We start from the raw sequence: 24,172 nt of genomic DNA, 5'->3' as shown, positions 1-24,172 counted from the left end.
TCGCGCCGGCCCGTTACGGCGGGGGCGAAAACGCCCCCGCCGCGGGATGACCGTTCTCAGGCCGCCTCGTAGCCGACAGTGCCCTTGATCTCGAGGAACTCCTCGAGACCGAAGCCGGCATATTCGCGGCCATTGCCGGACTGCTTGTAGCCGCCGAAGGGCGCACCTGCGTCCCAGGCCGGGTAGTTGATGTAGACATTGCCGCTGCGCATCTTGGCCGCGACCTTGCGGGCGCGATCGAGCGAGCCGGACTGGACATAGGAGGCGAGGCCGTAAGGCGTGTCGTTCGCCCGCTCGATCACCTCATCCTCGCTGCCATAGGGCAGGATCGAGAGCACGGGGCCAAAGATCTCCTCGCGCGCGATCGCCATCTCATCGGTGACATTGGCGAAAACGGTCGGGCGAACATAGTAGCCGCGATTGAGGCCCTCCGGCCGGCCGGAGCCGCCAGTGACGAGATCGGCGCCTTCCTTGATGCCGGCCTCGATGAGCTTCTGGATCTTGTTGTACTGGACCTCGCTGACCACCGGCCCGAGGAAGACGCCGTCAGCCGAGGGTGCGCCGACCTTGAGCGGCTCGGCCGTCGCCTTGGCGATCGCCACCGCCTGATCATGCAGCGCCGCGGGTACGAACATCCGCGTCGGTGCATTGCAGGACTGGCCGGAGTTGCGCATGACGCTTTCGACGCCGAGCTTCACCGACTTCTGCAGGTCGGCATCGTCCAGGATGATGTTGGCCGACTTGCCGCCGAGCTCCTGATGCACGCGCTTGACCGTATCGGCCGCGGCCTTGGCGACGAGGATGCCGGCGCGGGTCGAACCGGTGAAGGAGACCATGTCGACGCCCGGATGGCGCGAGATCGCCTCGCCGACCGTCGGCCCGTCGCCATTGACGAGGTTGAACACGCCCTTCGGCACCCCGGCCTCATGCATCACTTCCGCGAAGATGATGGCGTTGATCGGAGCGATCTCGCTGGGCTTCAGCACCATGGTGCAGCCGGCGGCAAGCGCGGGCGCGACCTTGCACATGATCTGGTTCAGCGGCCAGTTCCACGGCGTGATCATGCCGACGACGCCGATCGGCTCCTTGGCGATCAGGGTCGTGCCGCGCAGCTCCTCGAATTCGAAGGTCTCCAGCGTCTCGATCATCTTCGCCAGATGAGCGGTGCCCATGCCGGCCTGCGCCCGGTGGGCCAGTTCCTTCGGCGCGCCCATTTCGCGCGAGAGCGCGTCGGCGATATCCGCATAGCGCGCCTTATAGGCCTCGGCCAGGCGGCGCATCAGCGCCAGGCGCTCGGCACGCGAGGTCGCGGCAAAGGCCGGGAAGGCCGCGCGGGCGGCAGCGACCGCCTTGTCGACATCGGCTTGCTCGCCGAGCGCGATCGTGGCGAAGGCTTCCTCCGTCGAGGGATCGATCACGTCGAGCGTCCTGTTCCCCGAGGGCGCCACCCACTGACCATCGATGTAGAATTGCAAGGCGTGCGACATGATGCGTTCTCCGAAGGCTGATCTCAGCAGGGGACTATTCCCGACCGCCCGGAACCGCCCGCGCCGGCAATGATTGCAGGCGGGCGGGACAGGCGACCGGTCGGTCTGGTCTCGACAGCTTGGCGTTCCTCACGACCAAACGATGGCGCGCGGTTCGATCCCGCCAGTCGAAACGACGAGGATCGGTCCACGGTTTGTCCGCACGCGCTTCGCGCTGTGTTCCGACGGTTACAACGATAGGCGGATGCCGGATGGTTGTCACGGCCGGATCGGCCCGGATTCAGGCATGGCCCCATGCCGCCATGTCAGGGCGCGATCGAGGCGCTCGCCGCGAGATAGATCGCGGCGATGGCTTCGATGCCGGCCTGATCGGCTACGTCGAACCGGGCTGGATGCGGGCTGTCGAGGTCGATCACCCCGATCACCTTGCCGTCGCGGAGCAAGGGCACGACCAGTTCGGAGCGGGAAGCCGCATCGCAGGCGATATGGCCGGGAAAGGCGTGGACATCCTCGACCAGCATCGACTGCCGGCGCTCGACCGCAGCACCGCAAACACCGCGCCCGACCGGAATGCGCACACAAGCCGGCTTGCCCTGGAACGGCCCGAGCACGAGCTCGCCGTCGCGCATGATGTAGAAGCCGGCCCAGTTGAGGCCCGGCATCATCTGGAACAGCAGCGCCGAGGTGTTGGCGGCGTTGGCGATCGCATCGCCCTCCCCGGCCAGCAGAGCCTCGAGCTGCTGCGACAATTCGCGATAGAATTCCGCCTTGTCGTCCGTCGCGATCGCGAGCACTTCGAACATCGCCATTCCTCATCGAGATGTCCTGGATGTGGGCATCCTGCCGGCCCCTCCTAACATGTCGTACGCCGCCGCGACCATCGGTCCCGCTCGCCGCTTGGACATCTCCCCGGGGCATCTCCAATGCGCAGGAATCGGGTGGAGGACGATGCCTTCGGCCCCTATCTCCAGGACCAGCAATAGGAGCTGACAGGAGAAAGCCATGCGCGACATCATCCGCTTTGCATGGGGCAAAAGCACCCTGGGCGACTTTCTGGTCGCGGTCTCGACCAAGGGCCTGGTCGCCTTCGAATTCGCTAGCCAGCGCCCGGCCGTGGAGGAAGCGCTGCATGGGCGCTTCCCGGGCGCAGAGATCGTCAGCGACGAAAATGGTCTGGCCGAGCTCGTTGGCGCGATGGCGCAATTGGTCGAGCAGCCGGGCCTCGCGCCGGACATCCCGCTCGATCTGCGCGGAACGCCCTACGAGATCGGCGTCTGGCATATGCTCCGGGATATCCCGATGGGTGAGACCACCCATTACGGAGCCTTGGCTGCGCGGCTCGACACGCGCGATGCCCGCGACGTCACCAAGGCGATCGCCGCCAACCCGATCGCGATCCTGGTGCCCTGCCACCGCGTCCTTAGGAAGGACGGCTCGATCTCAGGCTATCGCTGGGGCGTCTATCGCAAGAAGGCGCTGCTGCAGCGCGAGAAAGAGGCTGTCGCGCGATATGCGACGGCGTGGCGGGAAGCGGAGCGTGGCGTTCCGCCAGCCGCCTGAGTTGTGCGGATCAAGGGTGCATACGCACCCTCGTCCCCCTGCCCCGAGCCCGGTCAGCTCGCATCTGCATTCCTGCATGCGCAGGACGCCGCCATAGCCGCACGCAAAAATCCCGGCTGTCATGGCCTGGGGACGACGGCAATCACCAAGGTCGTGTCACGGCTCCTCGACCAATTCCTGGTGCGCCGGCGCGCCTTGCAGGCGACGAGCGACCTCAACGCGACGCTGGCCTCGCGGAGCCATTAGGTTGGGCGGCTGGCCACAGAACCATCATAAGGCGTCTTTCTCGGGCTGGCCCCGAGAAACTCGTGACCAGAGTGCTCTGGTTTACGAGATGGTCGGGTCAAGCCCGACCATGACGCGCTTCGGATTCCGGGCCTCCGCTTCGGTCGCCCAGGATGACGCCGTGGTTCCGAGCGCAGATGACGCGCGCTAGTAGCCGCGCTGTCGATCGATCAGGCCGATCGGCTCCTGGCCCGCTCGCAGCAAGTCGAGATTCCTGAGGATGACCTCCACGGAGGTTCCCGGCTGCGCCGAGCTCGCAATGTGCGGCGTCAGCAGGATGCGCGGATGCGTCCACATCGGGTGATAGGGCGGTAGCGGCTCGGGATCGGTCACGTCGAGCACCGCGCCGGAAATCTGCCCGCTATCCAGCGCCGCCAGCAGGGCGTCCTGATCGAGATGCCCGCCGCGCCCGACATTCACGAGCATGGCGCCATGCGGCAACTTGGAGAAGAGCTCACCGTTCAGGATGCCCTGGGTCTCCGCCGTCAATGGCAGGAGGCAGACCAGGATATCGCTGCGGCCGAGGAAGGCGTCGAACTCACCCTCCCCGGAAAAGGTCTCGATGCCTTCGATCTCATGCCGCGACCGGCTCCAGCCGGCGACCTTGAAGCCGGCATAAGCCAGCTTCTTGCACGCCAGGCTGCCCAACTGGCCAAGCCCGAGCACGCCCACCCGCCTGCTCCCCGCCATCTCGGGCAGCAAAGGATTCCAGAGCCCGCGCTGCTGCTGGTCCATATGGGTCAGGACATCGCAATGCAGGGACAGCACCGCCGTCGTGACGAACTCGGCCATGATCTGCGGCACGCTCGGGTCGAGCATCCTGACGACCTTGACGTTTGGCGGCACCAGATCGAGGTTCAACTGGTCAACGCCCGCGCCGACCGAAAACAGCACCTCGAGATTGGGATAGCCGGTCGCGATGTCGTCGGGCGGCAGCCAGACCGCCATGTATTTGACCAGCGCGGGATCGCCGACATCCGGCCAGATCCGAAACGGCAGATCGGGCTCGCGCTCCTCGAAGACGGCCTTCCAGTGATTGCCGCGCACAGCCTCGGATTTGTACAGAAAGATCATAGTTTTCCTCGCGCTACGGTATGTTCCTCAGAGCGTTTTCGAGCGAAGTGGGCACCGGGTCGCGTGAAGAAAACGCATCAAAACAAACGCTAGAGCCGTCTCCGATCCAGTTGGATCGGAGACGGCTCTAGCGTCCCGGGAAGGCTCTGTCTTGTATGCAATGATGGTCCGTGTCGACATCGCTCCGGCAGGTGCTGCCAACAGATTCAGCAGCGGCGCAGATCGGCCAGATTGCGCGCGCCGAGCATGCCCATCGTCACATTGAGTTCATGGGTCAGGAGATCGAGGACGCGCCCTGCCCCATCCGCGCCGCCGATCGCGACGCCATAGAGCGTCGCACGACCGATCAGGACGCCGCTTGCGCCCAGCGCCAGGAAGCGGGCGATATCGGCGCCGCGGCGCACGCCGCTATCGGCCAGGATCTCCATGCGGCCCCCGATCGCCGCGACGATGGCGGGCAGGACCTCGATCGGGCCGGGCGCGCAGTCGAGATTGCGCGCGCCATGGTTCGAGACCACGATCGCATCGACGCCACGGGAGAGCGCGGTCAACGCATCGTCGACGCGCAAGATGCCCTTGAGGATGAGCTTGCCCTTCCAGCGCTGGCGCAGCAGGCGGACATCGTCCCAGGTCACGTCGGTGGCGAGGTTCAGCTCGTCGGAGAGCGAGCTCCGCCCGAGTTTGGTGCGGAACTCCTCGGGATAATGTGCGTAGGTCGGCACGCCCGAGGCGAGCAGCGAACGCAGCATCACGGACGCCGTCCAGCGCGGATGCAGCATCAGATCGATGCCGGCGCGCGCCGAGGCCTTGAGCGGAATGCCGAAGCCGTTGCGCAGATTATATTCGCGGTTGGGCCCGACGGCCGTATCGACCGTCAGCACCAGCGTTTCCGCCCCGGCCGCCCAGGCGCGGTCGATGAGCGCCAGCGTGCGCTGCCGGTTCTTCCAGACATAGAGCTGGAACCAGAGCTTTGCGCCGGATTCCGCCGCGATGCGCTCGACCAAGGTGATCGACTGCGTCGAGACGCAGAAAGGGATGCCGGCGCGCGCCGCTGCCTTGGCGAGCGCGATCTCGCCATCATGCCAGACCAGCCCCGCCATGGCAGTGGGCGCAATCACCAGCGGAAGCGGCTGCGAATGGCCAAGAATTTCCGCCTTGAGCGAACGCTGCGACACGTCGACGAGAACCGAAGGCGCGAGCCGGATCGCATCGAGCTGCTGCCGGTTGCCGGAGATCGAGAGCTCGTCCTCGCTGCCGCGGTCGATATATTCGAACAGGCCATGCGGCAGACGCCGCTTGGCGGCCCGGCGTACGTCCTCGACATTCAGGAGGTGGGCGAAGGCGGGCTTGGTCATCGCGGCAGCTTGACGCCGATGCCCGCAATGCGCGCCTTGGCGACGACCAGATGCACAAGCGCGAGATCGGCGAGCGCAAAACCACGGAAGCAGAAGAACGAACGGCGCCCGGCCGCGACCGGATGCGACGCGTCAGCAAGCTCGACGAGATCGTGCTGAAAGCGGACGGTCGTCACCGGCTGTCCGTCGACATCATAGGGCGCGCTCGACTGGGCGAGACTGTCGGTCACGAGCACGTCGAAGGCAGGCAGCGTTTCAGGACGCCAGCTGCGGCCGATATCGACAGCCGAGGCGAAGGCGACCGGCTTCATCCTGTTGGCATCGAGGAAGGGCCGCAGCCCCGGCGCGCCGGGCACCATCGAGATCACGATGTCGCTTTGCGCCAGCAGCAGATCCGCATCGTCGACGACCTCCGCCGTGAGGCCGCGGACGGAGGCGGCTTCGGCGAGACTTTCGGCCGAGGCGCGGCTACGGCTGAACAACAACGCAGAGGTGAGAGCTGGATAGAGATCGAGGAACGCCGCAAGATGGGCTTGCGCCTGCAGCCCGCAGCCGATGAAACCGATCGTGCGCGGCGCCGGCGGAGCGAGCCTGGACGCAGCAGCAGCCGACAAGGCAGCGGTGCGGATCAACGTGATCTCGTCGCCGTCGAGCACCGCGATCGGCGCGCCACTCACATAATCGCTGACGCAGATCAGCGCATTGATGCCCGGTACCGGGCTTTTGGGCGGCACGGGCGCCATCGACACCCATTTCAGCGTGGCGATGGATTGCGCCGAGGAGGCGGCCGTCATCGCCTGGAAGCCATGGCCGGGGCCGAGACCCAGCGCGCTCTTCGGCAGGCTCTGGTTCAGCCCGGCGGCATGGTCGCGGAAGGCCTGCAATACGGCCTCGCGCGCCTCCGACGGCGCAATGGCAAGCGCCTGGACGTCGCCGCGCGAGAGATAGAGCAGATCGTTGCTCATCAGCCGAACCTCTTTGCCGAATAAGGAGACGGATCGAAGGGCGGGATGCGCCCGTCGATCAGCGCCGCGACCAGCTTCGCCGTGGCCGGAGCCTGGATCAGCCCGGTATGGGCATGGCCAAAGGCGTGGACCACATCGCGGCATGCCGAGGCCGCCCCGATACAGGGCAGCCCGTCCGGCGTCGAGGGGCGATGGCCCATCCAGCGGTCGATCTCGGCGCGCTCGAACCGCTCGGCGAGCGCGGGAAACATGGCGCGGGCGAAGCCGAGCAGGATATCGGCGCGGCGCCAATCCGGCGGCGTCGAGACAGCCGCAAGCTCGACCTGCCCCGCGAGCCTGAGGCCCTGCGGCGTCGAAACCACGCCCATCTTGCCGTCGGACGGCATCAGCCCGGCGCTAAGCTCCACACCCGGATCGGGGATCACGACGTGATAGCCGCGCTCCGAGATCAATGGCACGGCGTCGCCGGCGCGGCGGGCGAGATCGCGCGAACCGATACCCGCGGCAATCACGGCGCGATCGCAGGCAACGGGACCGTGATCGGTCTCCACCGCGCGCAAGCGGCCATTGGTGATGCTGAAGCCTGTCGCGCGGGCCGCGACGCGCGTCGCCCCGCGATGCAGCGCCAGTTCGGCCAGGGCCCGGCAATAGGCGCCGGGATCGGCGACCTGGCCGCCATCGTCGAGTCTGGCGCCAAAGCGATAGGCTGCCCCGAGCTGCGGCAGCAGGCGGCGCAATTCACCCTCTTCGATCTGCGAGGAGCGCACGCCAAGGGCAGCACGCATCTCCCATTCGCGGGCTTCCGCCAGGAACTCGGTGCGATCGCGATAGACGAAGATCAGCCCCTCCCTGCGGATCAATTGCGGCACGCCGGCCTCCTGCGCCAAGGCGGCGTGGTCGGTGACCGTGTCCTTGCAGAGCGGGTAGCGCGCCGCGACGCAGACCTCGATCTGCGCCCAGCTGCGCCCGGCGAGGACGAAGCGGAGGAGCCAGCCGGCGAGCCCGGGCAGGTCGCGCCAGCGGATCACGAAGGGGCCGGTCGGGTCGAGCAGGAAGCCTGGAATTTTGCGCCAGAGGCCGGGAACGGAGATCGGCATGATCGAGGCCGGGCTAAGCCAGGTGCCGTTGCCATAGGAGGCCCCCTGCCGGCCGCCGGGCTCCTCGGGCTCGATCAGAACGACCCTGTGCCCGCCGCGCTGGATCTCCAGCGCCGCGCAGAGGCCAATGATGCCGGCGCCGATGACGGCGACGGTCTGGGAAGCCTCACGCGCCATCGCCCTGGTCCGCTCAGCCGCGATTGTGGAAATGGCTCAGGAAGGCGCGGGTCGCGTCCTGCACCGGGTTCTCGATGACCTCGCGCGCCGGCCCTTCCTCGACGATCACGCCGTCGCGCATGAAGATGACGCGGTCGGCGACCTCGCGCGCGAAGCCCATCTCGTGGGTGACGATGATCATGGTCATGCCCTCGGCGGCGAGATCGCGCATCACGCCCAAGACCTCGCCGACGAGCTCGGGATCAAGCGCCGAGGTCGCCTCGTCGAACAGCATCACCTCCGGCTCCATGGCGAGCGCGCGGGCAATCGCGACGCGCTGCTTCTGGCCGCCCGAGAGCTTGTTGGGGAAGACATCGACCTTGTCGCTCAGGCCGACCTTGGCGAGCAAACGGCGCGCCAGCGCCTGCGCCTCGGCTTTGGGCATGTTCTTCACCGAGAGCGGCCCCTCCATGACGTTCTGGAGGACGCTCATATGCGGGAACAGGTTGAAGTGCTGGAACACCATGCCGGTGTTGGAGCGGAAGCGGGCCTGCTCGCGCACGCCCGGCAGCTTCGAGCTGTCGCCGAAGGAGAAGCTGCTCTCACCGATCCGGATCTTGCCACCTTCGGGGATCACCAGCAGGTTCAGGCAGCGCAGCAGGGTCGACTTGCCCGAGCCGGAGGGGCCGATCAGCGCGACCACCGCGCCTGGCTCGACGGTGAGGTTGATATCGCGCAGCACGGTCAGGGAGCCGAAGCTCTTGCGCAGGCCGGAGACCTCGATCTTGGGGTTCATCGTCGTGGCCTCAGTTGCTCTGCGCGAGTTGCTTTTCCGCGCGCTTGACGATCGCCGTCAGCGGCAGAAGCACGACGACATAGATGACTGCGATCAGGGTGTAGGTCTCGAGCGCGCGATAGGTGTCCATCGCCACGATCTGGCCCTGATAGAGCAGGTCCGGCACCGCCAGCACCGAGACCAGCGAGGTGTTCTTGAACTGGATGATCGACTGGTTCATCAGCGGCGGGATCATGCGCTTGATCGCCTGAGGCAGCACGATGCGGCGCATCACGCGGGCTGGCGTCATGCCCAGCGCGAGCCCGGCCTCCGACTGCCCGGGCTCGATCGAGACGATGCCGCCGCGGATCACCTCGGCGTAGAACGATCCGCCATAGAGCGAGAGGGTCACGATCGCGGCGGGAAGCGCGTCGAGCTTGATGCCGGTCATGATCGGCAGGGCATAATAGAACCACAGCAGCAGCACGAGCAGCGGCGTCAGCCGGAACATCTCGATATAGGCCCAGGAGAGCCAGCGCAGCACCGGCGAGCGCGAGATCTGGGCGATGCCGGCGACGAGCCCGACGGCCATGCCGAGGATGACGATCGCGATCGTCAAGCCAATCGTCACCGCGGTTCCGGCCAGGAACAGCCAGCGATAGCCCCAGACGATGTCGAAATGCCACTGATACATTCTGTCCCTCCTCCGGGAGGTTATTGGCGCCGCGGCCTCTGCCAGGCGGAAGCTACGACGCGAAGGCTCCGGGCCTGAGCCCGGAGCCGGTGGTCGAAAGGCTTCAGAATGTGACGCCCGGAGGGATGTCGTCGAGCGACAGATCGACCTTGGCGAGGCTCGCGACCACTGCCTCACGGACGATGCCGAGGCCGCGCGAATAGGTGATCCAGATCGAGACGAAATCGCGCCAGGTCTTGTCGGATTCGCGGCGGAAGCCGGCATTGGAGGTCGAGCCGAACAGAGGCTGCGGGACCACGACCTTGCCGAGCCCGGCATCGCGCTTCACCGCCCGAACGCCGCCCATCCAGAAGATGCACTGGGCGTCGACGCGGCCGCTGCGCAGGGCAAGCGTCGCTTCATCGATCGATTTGAAGCGCACGATCTGCGCCTTGGGGCAGAGCCGGCCAGCGACCTGGTCATGGGCCGAGCCGACATCGACCGAGATCTTGACCTTGGGGTCGTTGAGCTCGGCCCAGGTCTTGGGCTCGAAACCCGGGCGCGCGATCACGACGAGAGCGCTGTCATAGACCGTGCCCGAGAAATCGATCGCCATGGCGCGCTTGGGCGTCGGGTTCAGGCCGAACATGATGTCGATCTTGTCGGCCTGCAGGTCGAGGATCGCATTGCCCCAGGTCGTCTCGACCAGTTCGAGCTGCACGTCCATATCTGCGGCGAGCGCCGAGCCGATATCGTAGAACTGGCCGGCCCATTTGCCCGTCGCCTGGTCCTTCATGAACCAGGGCGCGCCAGCGGCAACCGCGCCGAGACGCAGCTTCTTGGTGGCGAGGATGCGGTCGAAGGTGTTCTGCGACGCGCTCTGGGCGCTGGCGCTGCTGGACGCCAGCGACAGCGCGGTGGCTGCCACGGCGCCGGCGCCGATCAGGCCGGCGAGATCCCTGCGTGCAATCATGTCGATTCTCCCGATTGTTGAAAACAAGCCTCGTAACCGATGAGGCAGGCACCCGCTTGCGTTGGCGGGCCTCCGTCCTGCGCCCCCCTCATCGAAGGCGACAGCGGATCGTCCCCCGGCTTCCTCACACGGGCTTGCCCGTGAGGAGAACGCCGGGGTTCATCAGATTCTGCGGGTCGAACAACGCCTTGACCCGCCCCATCAATTCGTAGCGGAGCGGGTCGGCAAGACGCTCCAACTCCTCGGTGAGCTTGCGGCCGACACCGTGCTCGGCGCTAAAGGTGCCCTGAAAAACCGCAGCCGCATCATGGATCGCCCGCTCGACCTCGAGCGCAAAGGCATCCTCATCCTCCAGGCTGTTCCAGAATTCGCGCTGGAACATCAGGATGTAATGCACATTGCCGTCGCCGAGATGGCAGACGACCTGCGTCACCGCCTGCGGAAAGCGCTCGGCGGCGACCTTGTCGGCCGCCGCGATGAAGGCGGCAGCGTCCGAGGTCCGCACCGCAACGTCATGGACGATGCCGATGCCTTCCTTCTTGTTCGCCTCCGAGACGGAATGGCGGACATGCCAGAAATCGGCGGCCTGCTGTTCGGACGTCGCCACGATCGCATCGATGATGCCGCCGCTCTCCAAGGCAGCGCCCAGCACCTCTTCCAGGATCGCATTCAGCGCGGTCGTGGCGTCCTCGCTGCCGAGCTCGATGAGCAGCGACCAGGCCGGGATCTCGGCGAAGGGAATGCGCGCCCGCTCCTCATGCCGGCGCACCAGTTCGAACTGCGAGGCCGAGACCAATTCGAAGGCCTGGATATAGGATCCGGCGCGACCCTGCAGCGCCGTCAGCAGCGAAACCGCCGCCGCCGGATCGGCGACCGAAACCCAGGCGTGGGCCGTGTTCGGCGTCTGGGGATGGAGCCGGAGCGCCGCCCCGGTGATGATGCCGAGCGTACCTTCCGCGCCGATGAAAAGATGGCGCAGCATATAGCCAGTATTGTCTTTGCGCAGGCCCGCGAGATCGGTGAGCACGCGCCCGTCGGCGAGCACGATCTCGAGCCCGGCGACGAGATCGCGCATCGGCCCGTAGCGGACGACGCCGGTCCCGCCGGCATTGGTCGAGATCAGGCCGCCGATCTGGGCGCTGCCTTCGCTGCCGAGATGCAGCGGGAACTGGCGCCCTGCCCTCACGGCCGCCTCATGGAGATCCCCGAGGACGACGCCGGCATCGACGGTGGCGATCCCCGTCGCCTGGTCGAGCGCGCGGATGCGGTTGAGCCGGCGCAGCGAGAGCACGACCCCAATCTTGCCGGGCCGGTCGCTCTCCGGCACAGCGCCGAAGCACAGCCCGGTATTGCCGCCGACCGGGAAGACCGGCTGGCCCTCAGAGGCGCAGAGCGCGACCACGGCGGAAACCTCCGCCGTGGTCGCCGGGGAAACCACGCAGAGTGCCTGCCCGCGCCGACGCTGGCGCCAATCGGTGAGCCAGGGCTCCATCTCACCGGGAGCGGTGATCAGGCCCTTGTCTCCGACGATGGCGCGCAACTGCTCGAGCACGACAGGGCCCTTCTGGATCAGGCGAGGTTGACGGCTTTGGCGCCTTGCGCGGCGACCTTCAGCTTCGCCAGCGTCTCCGGGCTCGGGCCCAGCAGCGGCAGGCGCACGCCGCCGACAGGCATGCCGGCGAGCTCCATATAGGTCTTCAGCGGGCCGGGATTGGTCTCGATATAGATCGCGTCGGTGACCGGATCGATCTTGTCTTGAAGCTTGAGGGCCTCCTTGAGCTTGCCCTCGCGAGCCAGCTCGAAGATCTCGATCCAGATCTTCGGATAGATCGTGGCGGAGGCGAGAACACCGCCTTTGGCGCCGAGCGCGATATGGGTGGCGAAGAGCGGCTCCTCGCCGCTCAGGATCGCGATCTTGTCGCCGGCATATTTCACCGTGCGGATGAAGTCCGGCATGTCATAGGAGGAGTACTTCATGCCGATGATCGAGCCGTCCTCGGCCATGGCCTGGACCGTGTCGGCGAAGGCCGCGACCGTGGTGCGGCGCGGGATCTGATAGAGCATCACCGGCAGGTCGAGTGCGTCGCGATAGCGGCGGAAATAGGCGCGCATGCCTTCTTGCGTGCCCGGAGCGTAATAAGGCGTCACCGTCATCACCGCGGCGGCGCCGGCGGCGGCGAAGTCCCGGCCGGCCTCCAGCGCGTCCTCGAAGCCGGTCGAGAGCACGCCAGGGATCACCGGCTTGCCGTCAGCCGCCTCGACGCAAGCCGCGACGATGTTGCGGCGCTCGCTGCGGGAAAAGGCGGGATACTCGCCGGTGCCGCCGATCGGCACGATGCCCTGGGCTCCGGCCGCGAGCTGGAAGCGAACGAGCGCCTGCAACCCCTTGATATCGACGGCTCCGTCCTGCGTCAGCGGGGTGACGATCGCGGTGTAGAGGCCGCTCAAATGATCTTGCGTGAGTGTCATCCGACTTGATCCTTGCGCCTAGCTCTGCCGCCTTCGCATCCGGAACCGGCGCCGTGCCGGGCCCGGAGAAGTTTTGCCGGCGCGCTGTCGGAAACGCAGCCTCATCGACGATCCGGCACCTGTCAACACGAAAATAGAAAAATGTCTTATACGACATTTTATGTCGGAAGCGGGCAGACAGCACGCTTCCCTTGGCCTATGCTGGCGACTATGAGGTGCTCTCACTGGTTGCACTGGATCGCTGAGGGAGAAACAGCATGCCGGAAATCTCGCTGGCTGAACGGGGCGATGCCGTTCGCGAAGCCACCGAGTATGGCGAGCGCGATTCCGCCCGGACCGGGGATGACCTCAGATCCGCGGTCGATATCGGCGCCCACCTGCTGAAGCTGCGCAAGAGCCGCGGGTTGACGCTGCAAGAGGTCAGCACGCTGACCGGTGTCTCGGCATCGGCGTTCTCGAAGATCGAACGCAACGAGTTGTCGCCGACGATCTCGACCATGCAGAGGATCGCGCAGGGGCTCGGCGTCGAACTCGTCACCCTGCTGACCGACCAGGACAACAGCGTCGGCGCCTTCGGCGGCCGGCGCAGCATCAGCCGTGCCGGCGCGGGCAGCCGGCACACGACCGGCACCTGCAACAATGTGCTGCTCTGCGCCGACCTGAAGAACAAGCGCGCCACCCCGATCTTGACCACGGTGACGGCGCGCTCCCCCGACGAATATCCGGCCTGGGCCAAGTCGGAGGCGGAGATCTTCGTGATGGTGCAGGAAGGCACGCTGGTCGTGCACAGCCGCCTCTACGAGCCGCTGGAACTGAACAAGGGCGACTCGGTCTATTACGACGCCACGACCGAGCACACCTGGACCTCGAAGGGCCCCACCAATGCCGTGGTGCTCTGGGTTCTCGTCGACCTCTGAGGTGAGCGTGCGGTGCGGTTTCCTCCGCGCCCGCTCCCGGCCAGCCCCGACCGCGCTGCCGCGTTCGCGCCGGCATGCGGCTGGCGCACGCCCGCCATCCCATCACGCACGCGAAAAATCCTATTCGCCTGCGCGCTGCCAGCGGAAGCTGGGGGATAGGCTCTGGAGGCTGCAATGGGTTATCGGGTCGGCGTCGATATCGGCGGATCATTCACGGATTTCGCGCTGTTCGACGAGAATACGCAGAGCCTCAAGACGCTGAAGGTGTTCTCACGGCCAGATGAGCCGGGCGCGGAGGTGCTCGAAGGCGTCAGGCTCGTCGGCGAACGCTATGGCATCAAGCCCGGCGACATCACCTATTTCACCCATGGCACAACCGTGGGCATCAACACGGTGATCCAGCGCAAGGGGCTGAAGCTCGCCTTGTTCACCACCGAGCATTTCCGGGACGTGCTGGAGGTCGCCCGCCTCAAGATCCCGAACATGTACAATCTGCTCTCGAAGCGGCCGGAGCCGCTGATACCGCGCGACCGCGTCTTCGGCATCGTGGGCCGCATGAAGGCTGATGGGAGCGAGGAAACCGCGCTCGACGAGGCCAGCGTCGCCCGCGCCGTGGCCGGCGCCCAGGCGGCAGGTGCGGAGGGCATCGTCGTCTCGCTGCTGCACTCCTATCGCAATGCCGGCCATGAGCGCGCCGTCAAGGCGCTCGTCGAGCGCCTGGCGCCCGAGATCCCGGTCTTTCTCTCCAGCGAAACCTGGCCGATCATCCGCGAATATGAGCGCACCATCACGGCGGCGATCGGCGCCTATGTGCAGCCGCGCGTCGCGCATTATCTCGGCTCGCTGCAGGTCGCGTTGAAGAATGCCGGCGTCACGGTCGACCCGCGCCTGACCAAGTCGAATGGCGGCGTGATGACCGCCGAGCAGGGCAAGAGCGAGTGCGTGCAGATGATCCTGTCCGGCACGGCCTCGGGCGTGATCGGCGCGGCTTATGTCGCGGAGGTCTGCGGCATCAAGCACTGCATGAGCCTCGACATCGGCGGCACCTCGGCGGATGTCGCGATCATCATCGACGGCCAGCCGCAATATGGCGTCGGCGAGCAGATCGGCGAGTTCCAGATCCACATCCCATCCGTCTCGGTGAGCTCGATCGGCGAAGGCGGCGGCTCGATCGCCTGGGTCGATGCGCAAGGCGTGCTCAAGGTCGGGCCCGAAAGCGCCGGCTCGCGGCCCGGACCGGCCTGCTATGGCCGCGGCGGCACGCGCGCCACGATCACCGACGCTTTTGCCGCGCTCGGCCTCGTCGGTCTTTCGGAGATCGGCTATTCCGCCGTGACGATCGACCGCAACAAGGCCCGCGCGGTTGTCGGCGCGCTCGCTGAAAAGCTCGGCCGCAGCATCGAGGAGACGGCGGAGGCTATCATCCGCATCGCCGTCTCCGGAATGTATTCGGATGTCAGCGCGCTGGTCTCGCGTTTCGGGATCGACCCGCGCGATTTCTCCTGCCTCGCCTTCGGCGGAGCCGGCCCGATGATGGCCTGTTTCCTCGCCCGCGAACTCAACATGCGCGAGACGGTGGTGCCGCCGACGCCGGGCGTGCTCTCGGCGCTGGGCGGCCTGATCGCCGACATCAAGAGCGACTTCATCAAGACGCTCTATGCCGATCTCGCCCCGGCTACCGGCGCGATCATCCGCGACGAGTTCGAGGCCTTGAAGGTGAAGGCGCTCTCCTGGCTGCATGTCGACCAGAGCTATTCTGGCGAACACCAGCTGACCTATTCAGCCGAGATGCGCTATCGCGGCCAGTCCTTCGAACTCGACACGCCGCTCGACGCCACAGCCGTCGCCGCGGGAGACACGAAAGCGCTCGCCGCCGCCTTCCATGCCGAGCATGAGCGCGTCTATGGCCATGCCGATCCCACCGCCGCCGTTCAGGTGATCTCGCTGCGCCTCGTGATCTCAGGCAAGACCACCAAACCGGAGTTTCGCCGCGTTGAGGCCGTCTCCGAACCTGCGACGCCGCTCAGCCATGCCGAGGCCTGGCTCGACGGGGCCTATCGCTCCATCGCGGTGTTCAACCGCAACGACCTCAAGCCCGGCCAGCGCTTCGCCGGTCCCGCCGTCATAACCCAGGACGACTGCACCACGATCGTGCCGCCCGGCCTGACTGTGCGCGTCGATGAATACGCCAACCTTCGTATCGTTTCGGAGATCGCACCGTGAAGCTCGACAACACCACGCTGCAGGTTCTCGCCAATTACTGCGCGGCTGCCGCCGAGAGCATGGGCTGGACGCTGATGCGCACCGCCTATTCGACCTTCGTGAAGGAGACGGAGGATTTTTCCTGCCAGGTCCTGACCCGGGACGGGCTGACCGTCGCCTCGCCCAAGACGTTTGGGGCGACCTGGTACACCGGCCTGGACTATGGCGGCGTGATCTCGCTCTTCGATTATGAGGAGGGCGATATCTACGTCACCAGCGATCCCTATACCGGCAATGTCGCGACGCATACGCCCGACCTACACATGTGGAAGCCGGTCTTCCGCGACGGCGAGATCGTCGCCTTTGTCGGCAACCACATCCACAACACCGATGTCGGCGGCGCCGTGCCGGCGACACTCTCGCGCACCCTGACCGAGATACAGCAGGAGGGCCTGCGGATTCCGCCGATGCGGTTGATGCGCGGCGGCGTGCTGAACCAGGATCTGCTCGCCATCATCGCCCATAACGTGCGGCTGCCCGAGCAGAACTGGGGCGATCTCAACGCCCAGATCGCCTGCATCAATGTCGGCGAGCGCAAGATCCACGAAATCCTCGACCGTTTCGGCAAGGATGACTTCATCGCCGGGCTCGACCAGTTGCTCGACTATGCCGAGAGCCAGGCGCGCGCCGTGATCGCGCAGATTCCCGATGGCGAGTATTTCTTCGCCGACTATGCCGACGAGGACCAGACGGGCGGCTATCCCGTGCGCGTCGCGGTGACGCTCAAGGTCCATGGCGATACGCTGACGGTCGATTTCACCGGCAGCGATCCCCAGCTCGCCTCCTCGCTCAACATGCCCACTGGCGGCAAGGAGCGCCATTCGCTGGTGACGGTCGGGACGGTCTATGCGCTCTACTGCCTGGACCCGACGATGATGCTGAATGCCGGGTTGATGCGCCCGACGCGGGCCGTCCTGCCCGAGGGCACGGTCGTGAACGCGGTCAAGCCGGCGGCTGTGGGCATGCGCAGCCTGCTCTGCAACCTGGCGCAGACGGTCACCATCGGCGCCTTCTGCCGCGCCGTGCCGGAGCGGCTGCCGGCCTCGCCGGGCAGCGCCGTCAGCATCATGAACGTCAAGACCAGCACCAGATCCGGCCAGCCGATCATGGCCTCGATCGGCCCGGTCGGCGGCGGCGCCGGTGGCAGCGCCTTCGGAGACGGAGCCGAAGGCAGCGGCGCCAACCTCTCCTTCCTGAAGAACACGCCCGTCGAGATCAGCGAGGCGGAAATCCCGATCAAGATCCGCCGCTACGGGCTGGTGCCGGACTCCGGCGGCCCTGGCCGTCGCCGGGGCGGTACCGGGCTGGAGATGGAGTTCCAGCTCGACGCGCCGCAATCCCTGGTGACCGCGCGCAACCGCGACCGCTCGGTCTTCTCGGCCTGGGGGCTGGTCGGCGGGCGTTCGGGCGCCGTCTCGCGCTTCATCAAGAATCCCGGCACGCCGAAGGCGGTCGATCTCGGCTCGCAGGACATCGTCCCCTGCGATCCCGGCGACATCATCCTGATCCAGGGACCGGGCGCCGGCGGCTACGGCTCGCCCCTGGAACGCCCGGTGGCTGACGTCCTGACCGATGTGAAGCGCGGCCTGGTCTCGGCGGAGCGGGCGCGCCTCGACTACGGCGTCGTCATCGGCCCGGATTTCGCGCTCGATGACGCCGCCACCGTCACGCTCCGCGCGCAGATGGCGGGAGAGGCCGACAGCGCGGAGTTCGGCTACGGGCCAGGTCGCATCGCCTTCGAGAAGGTCTGGACGCGCGGTCGCTACGCGGCGCTCACGCGCATCCTCGCGGAGGTGCCGGTGACCTGGCGCTATTTCGTCAAGCACCAGATCTTCCACGTCATCAAGAACCCGCCCGCGGAGGGCGGGCAAGGCGCGGCCGATGTCTACCGCGCCTATGAGGATGTCGTAGCGCGCTTCACGGATCTGCCGCACGTGGCTCCCGAGGCTGCGCGCGCAATGGCCTGATGGCTTTGCCGGGGCGGGCCCCTCGCCCCGGCCAAGCTCAGGCCACGGAAGCGCTTTCACGCTCTGGCAGGCTGCGCGCCGAGAAATCGCAGCAGTCCTGCGCGATGGCGGCCACCCGGGCTGCGAGCGGCGACAGGTCCCGGGCGCGGTGCACCGCGAAATAGCGGATCGGGGGAATGGCGGGCTCCGTCCTGATCACGCGCAGAAGACCGCTCCTGATCTCGGGCGCGAAATAGCTCGCGGTCAGGAAGGTGACGCCCAGCCCCGAGGCCGCGAGCCCAGCGAGCACGTTCAGGCTGTTGCACTGGACGACACGGTTGATCTGCAGGCCGTTCGCCACCGCCCAGTCGAGCACCAGCCGCTGCAGGCCGGAGCCCTGCGTCTGGCTCAGGATCGGATATTTCGCCATCTCGCCCAGCGGGATGCAGTCCTCTGCCGGGCCGAACCCCGGCGCCGAGACCCATTCGAGCTGAACCGCCTGCAGCGGCACCGCCGTCAGGTCGGGCGTCTGCGGCGGATCGAGCCCGATCACGAGATCGAGTTCGTTCGTGGTCAATTTGCCGAACAGGTCGATGCTCGCCGCAACCTCCGGCACCGGGACGAGGTTCGGGTAGTCTCGCTTCATCGCGACGACGAGCTTCGGCAGCCAGGTCAGCGCGACGAGCTCGGTGGCGCCGAAGCGGAAGGGACCCGAAAAGCTCGCCGGGCCGCTGGCCTCTTCACGGAAGCGCAATTCCAGCGCCAGCATCTGCGCCGCGATCGGCAGGCTCGCCTCGCCGGCCCGGGTCAAGCGCAAGGCATGGCTCGCGCGGTCGAACAGCGGCCCATTGGTGACGGCTTCGAGCTCCAGGATCCGTTTCGAGATCGTGGACTGAGCCAGGTTGAGGCGCTGCGCCGCTTCGGTGAAGCCGCCCAGCGTCGCAGTCCAATAGAAAGCCTCGAGCTGCTTCAGGCTGGCCGGCATGGCAGGACCTTAGAAAAAAGGGACCTCGAAATCGCGCGCGACAGCCCTTCTTCATCATGAAGAAAAGCGATCGTGGTCGCGAATAATATTCGCTTTCTGTCATTATTGCGACGTCACATATTGGTTGTCGTCGAAACCATTTGTCTGACGCAGGTTCAAAACCATGCCGCTGATCGGCCACCGCACCAACCCGAGCGCGCCTGCCGTTCCGGCCGCCATTCTCGACGCTTTTCGCGGCGCGGCCGTCGCGGTCATTTCCGACAATATGAACCGGCTGCACGGCACGAAGAGCCTCAAGCCCTATCATCGCTCCGGCCATCTGGTCGGCACTGCGGTGACGGTGAAGACGCGGCCCGGCGACAACCAGACCCTGCACAAGGCTTATGAATTCCTGCGCCCCGGCGACGTGCTGGTCGTCGATGGCGGCGGCGACGAGATCCAGGCGCTCGTCGGCGAGATCATGATGAGCCGCGCCAAGGCGATGGGCGTCGCCGGCTTCGTCATCGACGGAGCGATCCGCGATGTCGCGGCCTTCGTCGAGGCCGGGTTCCCCTGCTATGCGCGCAGCGTCACCCACCGCGGCCCCTACAAGACGGGGCCCGGCGAGATCAACGTGCCGGTCGCGATCGACGGCATGGTGGTGATGCCGGGCGATGTCGTGGTCGGCGACGCGGACGGCATCGTGACCTTCGACCGCGCCGATGCCGAGGAATTGCTGGCGCTGGTGCGCGCGCAGGAAGCACGCGAAGCCCAGGCGCTCACCGACATCACTGAGGGCCGCCTCGACAAGCCCTATACCGGGATCGTCGAAAAGGCCGCCTCATGACCGTCTCCGCCATCCCGCTCTCGGCGCGCGTCCAGCGCATCAAGCCTTCGCCGAGCATGGTCGCGCGCATGCGCGCCCAGGAGTTGCGGGCGCAGGGCCGCGACATCATCGACCTCACCACCGGCGAGCCCGATTTCGACACGCCCTTGCACATCCAGCAGGCTGCGACCGCCGCGATGGCGGCCGGAGAGACCCGCTATTCCCCGGTCAACGGCACGCTGCGACTGCGCAAGGCGATCGCCGCGAAGTTCGAGCGCGAAAACGGCGTCAGCTACCCGCTCGACCAGATCGTCGTCGGCAGCGGCGCCAAGCAGATCATCTTCAACGCGCTCGCAGCGACACTGGGCGAAGGCGACGAGGTCATCGTGCCCGCGCCCTATTGGGTGTCCTATCCCGACATGGTGCTGGCCTGCGACGGCACGCCGGTCATCGTGGCCTGCGGTGAGAACTCCGGCTTCAAGCTGACGCCGGAGGCGCTTGAAGCCGCGATCACGCCGAAGACGCGCTGGCTGCTGCTGAACACGCCCTCGAACCCGACAGGCGCCTTCTATTCGGCAGCCGAGATGACGACGCTGACCGAGGTGCTGCTGCGCCATCCGCATGTGGCGCTGATGACCGACGACATCTACGAGCATATCCGCTTCGACGGCGGCGAGCCGGTCTGCCCCGTGGCGATCGCGCCCGGGCTGCGTGAGCGCACGCTCCTGGTCAACGGCGTCTCCAAGACCTACGCCATGACCGGCTTCCGTATCGGCTATGGCGCCGGCCCGAAAGCGCTGGTGACGGCGATGAACGTCATCCAGTCGCAGACCACCTCGGCGGCGGCGGCCCCGAGCATGGCCGCGGCTGCAGCCGCGCTCGAAGGCGACCAGAGCTTCGTCGGTGAAGCCCGCCTCGCCTATCGCGCCCGCCGTGACCGGGCGGTCGAATTGCTCAATGCGATCGACGGCATTACCTGCCTCACGCCCGACGGCGCCTTCTATGTCTACCCGTCCTGCGCCGGGCTGATCGGCAGGAGGACGGCTGAGGGCCACGAACTGAAGAGCGATCTCGATGTCGCGCTCTATTTCCTGGAGGAGGCCGGCGTCGCCATGCTCGATGGTTCGGCCTATGGGCTATCGCCCTATCTGCGCCTGTCGATCGCGACATCTCTCGACGCGATCGAGGAGGCCTGCGCGCGGATGAAGCGCGCCAGCGACGCACTGCAACGATCATAAAAACAGGGGACTAGACCATGAAGCTGCTTTCGATCCCGGGCCTTGCCGCCCTTGCCACCCTTGCCGCCCTTCTCGCCGGCACCGCCGTGACTGCGGCCAAGGCCGACCAGCTCGCCGACATCAAGGCGCGCGGAAAGCTGATCTGCGGCACGCTCGGCACGGCCGAGCCCTTCTCCTTCCAGCACCCGCAGACCCGCCAGATCGTCGGCTACGACGTCGACATCTGCCAGAAGGTCGCGGATTCGCTCGGCGTGACGCTCGAATTGAAGCCGATCGCGGTAGAGGCCCGCATTCCCGAGCTGACGCAGGGCCGCGTCGATATTCTCGCCGCCAATCTCGGCTACACGCCCGAGCGCGCTCAGCAGATCGACTTCTCCTATTCCTATTTCGTCAGCCAGCAGAAGCTGATGGTCACCAAGGAATCGGGCATCACCACGCTCGACAAGCTCGCCGGCAAGAAGGTCACGGCGCTCAAGGGCTCCTCCTCCGAGCAGGGCGTGCGTCGCCTGATCCCGACGGCGGAGACGGTGACCTTCCAGGACACCTCCTCGGCCTATCTCGCTTTGGTCCAGGACAAGGTCGACGCCTTCTGCGCCTCCGAATTGATCCTGGTGAAGCTGCGCCAGCAGAGCCAGGCCAAGACGCCGATGGTGGTGATCGAGAAGTCGCTCTTCGTCGAGCCCTGGGGCCTGGGCCTGCGTCGAGGCGAAACCGCCTTCAAGGACCACGTCAACGGCGTCCTGACGAAGCTCGCCAGCTCCGGTGAGATCGACACGGTCTTCTCGAAATGGCTGGGCGCCGGCACGGCCTTCGACATCAAGCGCGATTTCCCGATCGAAGAGATCAAGGGCTGAAGGCCTCAGAGGCTGTTCGGAAACTCCCTGAGCCCTCATCCTGAGGAGCCGCGCAGCGGCGTCTCGAAGGATGAGGGCTCGAATTTCCAAATGGGCTCTAAGGCCTTGCTGCCAGGGGGCGGTGCGCGATGGGATATGTCTTCGACCTGCGTGGCGTGCTCAGCGGCCAGTATCTCGACTGGTTCGTGATCGGCGTCGCCACCACGCTCGCCTTGACCTGTGTCGCCTGGTGCCTTGCCATGGCGATGGGGATCATCCTGACCCTGATCAGGATGATCCCGCTGCCGCCGCTCGGCTGGTTCGTTGCGCTCTATGTCGAGTATCACCGCAACGTGCCGCTGCTGGTGCAAATCCTCATCTGGTATTTCGGCGTCCCCTCGCTGCTGCCGCGCCCGGCCCGGCAATGGATCAACGCCCATCACGGCGAGTTCCTGCTGGCAGCGATCGCACTCGGGCTCGCCTCGGCGGCCTATATCGCCGAGGATATTCGCAGCGGCATCCGCTCGATCCCCAAGGCTCAATATGAGGCGGCGCGCTCGATCGGCTTCGGCTATCTCGGCGCCATGGGCTATGTCGTGCTGCCCCAGGCGATGCGGATCGCGATCCCGCCCTTGATCAACCAGACCCTGCTGCTGTTCAAGAACACCAGCCTCGCCATGGCGATCGGCGTGGGTGAACTGACCTACCGCACGCGCGAGGTCGAGAGCTACACCTTCAAGACTTTTGAGGCCTTCGCGGTCGCCACCGTGATCTATCTCCTGATCTCCTTCGGCATCATGGCGCTCGGTTCCTATTCGGATCGCCGCCTCAAGCTCGAGACACGCTGATGCTGGAGATCCTCGAGAACAACTGGCTGCTCTTCCTCGTCGGCCAATACCCGCACGGGCCGATCGGCGGCCTGACCATGACGCTGTTCATGGCTGCGACGGCTCTTGCCCTGTGCTTTCCCTTCGCCATCGCGCTGGCGCTTGCCCGGCTCAGCCCCTATCGCTGGCTGCGCCTGCCGGCGACCGCGATCGTGCATACGGTGCGCGGCCTGCCGCTGATCATGTTCATTTTCTGGACCTATTTCGTCTCGCCGCTGGTGATCGGGCGCGCGATCGGCGGGGTCGAGACGCTCATCATCGCGCTGGTGGTCTATGAGGCGGCCTATCTCTCGGAGATCATCCGCGCCGGCATCGAGGGCCTGCCGGCAGGCCAGGTCGAGGCCGCCAAGTCGCTCGGGCTGCGCTATTGGCCGACCACCTTCAAGGTCGTGCTGCCGCAGGCGCTGCACAACATGCTGCCGAGCATGGTCAGCCAGTTCGTCTCGACCATCAAGGAAACCTCGCTCGGCTACGTCATCAGCGCCCATGAGGTGACCTTCGCGGCGAGCCAGGTGAACAACGTGCTGCTGACCCAACCCTTCGAGGTCTATGGCATCCTGGCCCTGACCTATTTCGTGCTGTGCTTCGCCTTGACCTCGCTCGCCCGCTTCATCGAGCGGCGCACCTCGTCGGGGCGCGGCGGCGCGCCTGGCGTCATCGTCGCGGCATGAGGCAAACCATGATCCGGTTCGAGAATGTCGATAAATGGTTCGGGCCGATGCAGGCGCTCACTGGTGTCTCCGGCGAGGTCGGTCGCGGCGAGGTCAAGGTGCTGGTCGGCCCCTCCGGCTCCGGCAAATCGACCCTGATCCGCACGGTGACACGGCTGGAGACGATCCAGGGCGGCCGCGTCCTGGTCGACGGCACCGACATCGCCTCCCGCGGCGTCGACATCAATCGCTTGCGCCAGCGCGTCGGCTTCGTCTTCCAGGCCTACAACCTGTTCCCGCATCTCTCCGCGATCGGCAACATCACGCTCGGCCTGACCAAGCTGCGCGGGATGGGCAAGGCGGAAGCGCGCGAACGGGGCCTGGCCGAACTCGCCCGCGTCGGACTGGCCGAGAAGGCCGATGAGATGCCTGGCCGGCTGTCTGGCGGCCAGCGCCAGCGTGTCGCCATCGCCCGCTCGCTCGCCATGGATCCGCAGGTCATGCTGTTCGACGAGCCGACCTCGGCGCTCGATCCGGAAATGGTCGGCGAAGTCCTCGCCGCGATGAAGCAGCTCGCCGCCAGCGGCATGACCATGATCTGCGTCACCCATGAGATGGGTTTTGCGCGCGAGGTCGCCGACGAGATCTGGTTCATGGAGCGCGGCGCGGTGCTCGAGCGCGGCAAGCCTGCCGAGCTCACCAGCACATCCGCGCATTCCCGCCTCCAAGCCTTCCTCGCCTCCACCCGCCATGGCGGCAGCGCGGCGTGACGACGAGCGA

General features: G+C 66.4%; 22 protein-coding genes. 10 read left to right on the top strand and 12 right to left on the bottom strand.

Annotated elements, in window-relative coordinates; genetic code table 11:
- Window positions 1–56 precede the first annotated feature (56 nt).
- Entirely contained in the window at window positions 57–1,487 is a 1,431-nt protein-coding gene (locus tag BMZ97_RS01650) for an aldehyde dehydrogenase family protein (RefSeq protein ID WP_092164821.1), read from the bottom strand.
- A 305-nt stretch (window positions 1,488–1,792) separates the two neighbouring features.
- A complete protein-coding gene (locus tag BMZ97_RS01645) occupies window positions 1,793–2,290 on the bottom strand; it encodes a GAF domain-containing protein (protein WP_092166473.1) in 498 nt (165 codons plus the stop codon).
- A gap of 199 nt (window positions 2,291–2,489) precedes the next feature.
- Here BMZ97_RS01645 and BMZ97_RS01635 point away from each other — a divergent pair, with 199 nt between their 5' ends.
- Window positions 2,490–3,047 carry a methylated-DNA--[protein]-cysteine S-methyltransferase gene (locus BMZ97_RS01635; protein WP_092164817.1) on the top strand — a complete coding sequence of 186 codons (558 nt, stop codon included), beginning with the start codon at window positions 2,490–2,492 and terminating at the stop codon, window positions 3,045–3,047.
- 432 nt (window positions 3,048–3,479) lie between these two features.
- On the opposite strand, the gene BMZ97_RS01630 is transcribed toward BMZ97_RS01635, so the two are convergent.
- The 9 genes from BMZ97_RS01630 to dapA form a co-directional block, all read right to left on the bottom strand.
- Window positions 3,480–4,406 (bottom strand): 2-hydroxyacid dehydrogenase, encoded by a 927-nt coding sequence (locus BMZ97_RS01630; RefSeq protein ID WP_092164815.1) that lies wholly within the window; start codon window positions 4,404–4,406, stop codon window positions 3,480–3,482.
- Between the two features lie 206 nt (window positions 4,407–4,612).
- Window positions 4,613–5,761, bottom strand: a complete 1,149-nt coding sequence (locus tag BMZ97_RS01625; RefSeq protein WP_092164813.1) for an alpha-hydroxy acid oxidase — start codon at window positions 5,759–5,761, stop codon at window positions 4,613–4,615.
- Window positions 5,758–6,726, bottom strand: a complete 969-nt coding sequence (locus BMZ97_RS01620) for a hypothetical protein (protein ID WP_092164810.1) — start codon at window positions 6,724–6,726, stop codon at window positions 5,758–5,760. The genes BMZ97_RS01625 and BMZ97_RS01620 overlap by 4 nt, the downstream gene beginning before the upstream one ends.
- Window positions 6,726–8,000: an NAD(P)/FAD-dependent oxidoreductase gene (locus BMZ97_RS01615; protein WP_092164808.1), complete on the bottom strand. Its 1,275-nt coding sequence runs from the start codon at window positions 7,998–8,000 to the stop codon at window positions 6,726–6,728. Before BMZ97_RS01615 ends, BMZ97_RS01620 begins: the two co-directional genes overlap by 1 nt.
- A gap of 13 nt (window positions 8,001–8,013) precedes the next feature.
- A complete protein-coding gene (locus tag BMZ97_RS01610) occupies window positions 8,014–8,775 on the bottom strand; it encodes an amino acid ABC transporter ATP-binding protein (protein WP_092164806.1) in 762 nt (253 codons plus the stop codon).
- A 10-nt stretch (window positions 8,776–8,785) separates the two neighbouring features.
- The gene (locus BMZ97_RS01605) at window positions 8,786–9,448 is read right to left on the bottom strand and encodes an amino acid ABC transporter permease (RefSeq protein ID WP_092164793.1); all 663 of its coding nucleotides are present in this window, start codon (window positions 9,446–9,448) and stop codon (window positions 8,786–8,788) included.
- A 103-nt stretch (window positions 9,449–9,551) separates the two neighbouring features.
- Window positions 9,552–10,400 carry a transporter substrate-binding domain-containing protein gene (locus BMZ97_RS01600; protein WP_092164792.1) on the bottom strand — a complete coding sequence of 283 codons (849 nt, stop codon included), beginning with the start codon at window positions 10,398–10,400 and terminating at the stop codon, window positions 9,552–9,554.
- Between the two features lie 124 nt (window positions 10,401–10,524).
- A complete protein-coding gene (locus BMZ97_RS01595) occupies window positions 10,525–11,952 on the bottom strand; it encodes an FAD-binding oxidoreductase (protein WP_092164791.1) in 1,428 nt (475 codons plus the stop codon).
- 17 nt (window positions 11,953–11,969) lie between these two features.
- On the bottom strand, window positions 11,970–12,869 hold the full coding sequence (gene dapA, locus BMZ97_RS01590) for a 4-hydroxy-tetrahydrodipicolinate synthase (RefSeq protein WP_092164790.1): 900 nt from the start codon (window positions 12,867–12,869) through the stop codon (window positions 11,970–11,972).
- 257 nt (window positions 12,870–13,126) lie between these two features.
- Here dapA and BMZ97_RS01585 point away from each other — a divergent pair, with 257 nt between their 5' ends.
- The 3 genes from BMZ97_RS01585 to BMZ97_RS01575 all read left to right on the top strand — a co-directional run bounded on the left by BMZ97_RS01585 (window position 13,127) and on the right by BMZ97_RS01575 (window position 18,015).
- On the top strand, window positions 13,127–13,786 hold the full coding sequence (locus tag BMZ97_RS01585) for a helix-turn-helix domain-containing protein (RefSeq protein WP_069691201.1): 660 nt from the start codon (window positions 13,127–13,129) through the stop codon (window positions 13,784–13,786).
- A 174-nt stretch (window positions 13,787–13,960) separates the two neighbouring features.
- Entirely contained in the window at window positions 13,961–16,009 is a 2,049-nt protein-coding gene (locus BMZ97_RS01580) for a hydantoinase/oxoprolinase family protein (RefSeq protein WP_092164789.1), read from the top strand.
- Window positions 16,006–18,015: a hydantoinase B/oxoprolinase family protein gene (locus BMZ97_RS01575; protein WP_092164788.1), complete on the top strand. Its 2,010-nt coding sequence runs from the start codon at window positions 16,006–16,008 to the stop codon at window positions 18,013–18,015. Before BMZ97_RS01580 ends, BMZ97_RS01575 begins: the two co-directional genes overlap by 4 nt.
- A gap of 37 nt (window positions 18,016–18,052) precedes the next feature.
- Here the strand turns inward: BMZ97_RS01575 and BMZ97_RS01570 are convergent, their stop codons facing one another.
- Window positions 18,053–18,979: a LysR family transcriptional regulator gene (locus BMZ97_RS01570; protein ID WP_092164787.1), complete on the bottom strand. Its 927-nt coding sequence runs from the start codon at window positions 18,977–18,979 to the stop codon at window positions 18,053–18,055.
- A gap of 163 nt (window positions 18,980–19,142) precedes the next feature.
- Here BMZ97_RS01570 and BMZ97_RS01565 point away from each other — a divergent pair, with 163 nt between their 5' ends.
- The 6 genes from BMZ97_RS01565 to BMZ97_RS01540 all read left to right on the top strand — a co-directional run bounded on the left by BMZ97_RS01565 (window position 19,143) and on the right by BMZ97_RS01540 (window position 24,162).
- Entirely contained in the window at window positions 19,143–19,805 is a 663-nt protein-coding gene (locus BMZ97_RS01565; RefSeq protein ID WP_092164786.1) for an RraA family protein, read from the top strand.
- Entirely contained in the window at window positions 19,802–21,022 is a 1,221-nt protein-coding gene (locus tag BMZ97_RS01560; protein ID WP_092164785.1) for an aspartate transaminase, read from the top strand. Before BMZ97_RS01565 ends, BMZ97_RS01560 begins: the two co-directional genes overlap by 4 nt.
- 17 nt (window positions 21,023–21,039) lie before the next feature.
- Window positions 21,040–21,876, top strand: a complete 837-nt coding sequence (locus BMZ97_RS01555; RefSeq protein WP_092164784.1) for an ABC transporter substrate-binding protein — start codon at window positions 21,040–21,042, stop codon at window positions 21,874–21,876.
- A 128-nt stretch (window positions 21,877–22,004) separates the two neighbouring features.
- A complete protein-coding gene (locus BMZ97_RS01550) occupies window positions 22,005–22,703 on the top strand; it encodes an amino acid ABC transporter permease (protein WP_092164765.1) in 699 nt (232 codons plus the stop codon).
- The gene (locus BMZ97_RS01545) at window positions 22,703–23,413 is read left to right on the top strand and encodes an amino acid ABC transporter permease (RefSeq protein ID WP_092164763.1); all 711 of its coding nucleotides are present in this window, start codon (window positions 22,703–22,705) and stop codon (window positions 23,411–23,413) included. The genes BMZ97_RS01550 and BMZ97_RS01545 overlap by 1 nt, the downstream gene beginning before the upstream one ends.
- A gap of 47 nt (window positions 23,414–23,460) precedes the next feature.
- On the top strand, window positions 23,461–24,162 hold the full coding sequence (locus tag BMZ97_RS01540) for an amino acid ABC transporter ATP-binding protein (RefSeq protein WP_244546253.1): 702 nt from the start codon (window positions 23,461–23,463) through the stop codon (window positions 24,160–24,162).
- The last annotated feature ends 10 nt before the right edge of the window (window positions 24,163–24,172 follow it).

Source organism: Allobosea sp. OK403, assembly GCF_900113835.1.
GTDB lineage: Bacteria > Pseudomonadota > Alphaproteobacteria > Rhizobiales > Beijerinckiaceae > Allobosea.
Note: the sequence above shows the minus strand (reverse complement) of the source record. Positions and strands in the feature narration are given on the sequence as shown.

Excerpts from the sequence above, each read along its gene's own strand:
- BMZ97_RS01600 (WP_092164792.1), bottom strand. The coding sequence starts at position 10,400 with ATGATTGCACGCAGGGATCTCGCCGGCCTGATCGGCGCCGGCGCCGTG.
- BMZ97_RS01550 (WP_092164765.1), top strand. The coding sequence starts at position 22,005 with ATGGGATATGTCTTCGACCTGCGTGGCGTGCTCAGCGGCCAGTATCTC.
- BMZ97_RS01645 (WP_092166473.1), bottom strand. The coding sequence starts at position 2,290 with ATGTTCGAAGTGCTCGCGATCGCGACGGACGACAAGGCGGAATTCTAT.
- BMZ97_RS01555 (WP_092164784.1), top strand. The coding sequence starts at position 21,040 with ATGAAGCTGCTTTCGATCCCGGGCCTTGCCGCCCTTGCCACCCTTGCC.
- BMZ97_RS01580 (WP_092164789.1), top strand. The coding sequence starts at position 13,961 with ATGGGTTATCGGGTCGGCGTCGATATCGGCGGATCATTCACGGATTTC.
- BMZ97_RS01565 (WP_092164786.1), top strand. The coding sequence starts at position 19,143 with ATGCCGCTGATCGGCCACCGCACCAACCCGAGCGCGCCTGCCGTTCCG.
- BMZ97_RS01545 (WP_092164763.1), top strand. The coding sequence starts at position 22,703 with ATGCTGGAGATCCTCGAGAACAACTGGCTGCTCTTCCTCGTCGGCCAA.
- BMZ97_RS01610 (WP_092164806.1), bottom strand. The coding sequence starts at position 8,775 with ATGAACCCCAAGATCGAGGTCTCCGGCCTGCGCAAGAGCTTCGGCTCC.
- BMZ97_RS01560 (WP_092164785.1), top strand. The coding sequence starts at position 19,802 with ATGACCGTCTCCGCCATCCCGCTCTCGGCGCGCGTCCAGCGCATCAAG.
- BMZ97_RS01540 (WP_244546253.1), top strand. The coding sequence starts at position 23,461 with ATGCAGGCGCTCACTGGTGTCTCCGGCGAGGTCGGTCGCGGCGAGGTC.
- BMZ97_RS01620 (WP_092164810.1), bottom strand. The coding sequence starts at position 6,726 with ATGAGCAACGATCTGCTCTATCTCTCGCGCGGCGACGTCCAGGCGCTT.
- BMZ97_RS01605 (WP_092164793.1), bottom strand. The coding sequence starts at position 9,448 with ATGTATCAGTGGCATTTCGACATCGTCTGGGGCTATCGCTGGCTGTTC.
- BMZ97_RS01630 (WP_092164815.1), bottom strand. The coding sequence starts at position 4,406 with ATGATCTTTCTGTACAAATCCGAGGCTGTGCGCGGCAATCACTGGAAG.
- BMZ97_RS01585 (WP_069691201.1), top strand. The coding sequence starts at position 13,127 with ATGCCGGAAATCTCGCTGGCTGAACGGGGCGATGCCGTTCGCGAAGCC.
- BMZ97_RS01650 (WP_092164821.1), bottom strand. The coding sequence starts at position 1,487 with ATGTCGCACGCCTTGCAATTCTACATCGATGGTCAGTGGGTGGCGCCC.
- BMZ97_RS01615 (WP_092164808.1), bottom strand. The coding sequence starts at position 8,000 with ATGGCGCGTGAGGCTTCCCAGACCGTCGCCGTCATCGGCGCCGGCATC.
- dapA (WP_092164790.1), bottom strand. The coding sequence starts at position 12,869 with ATGACACTCACGCAAGATCATTTGAGCGGCCTCTACACCGCGATCGTC.
- BMZ97_RS01635 (WP_092164817.1), top strand. The coding sequence starts at position 2,490 with ATGCGCGACATCATCCGCTTTGCATGGGGCAAAAGCACCCTGGGCGAC.
- BMZ97_RS01625 (WP_092164813.1), bottom strand. The coding sequence starts at position 5,761 with ATGACCAAGCCCGCCTTCGCCCACCTCCTGAATGTCGAGGACGTACGC.
- BMZ97_RS01570 (WP_092164787.1), bottom strand. The coding sequence starts at position 18,979 with ATGCCGGCCAGCCTGAAGCAGCTCGAGGCTTTCTATTGGACTGCGACG.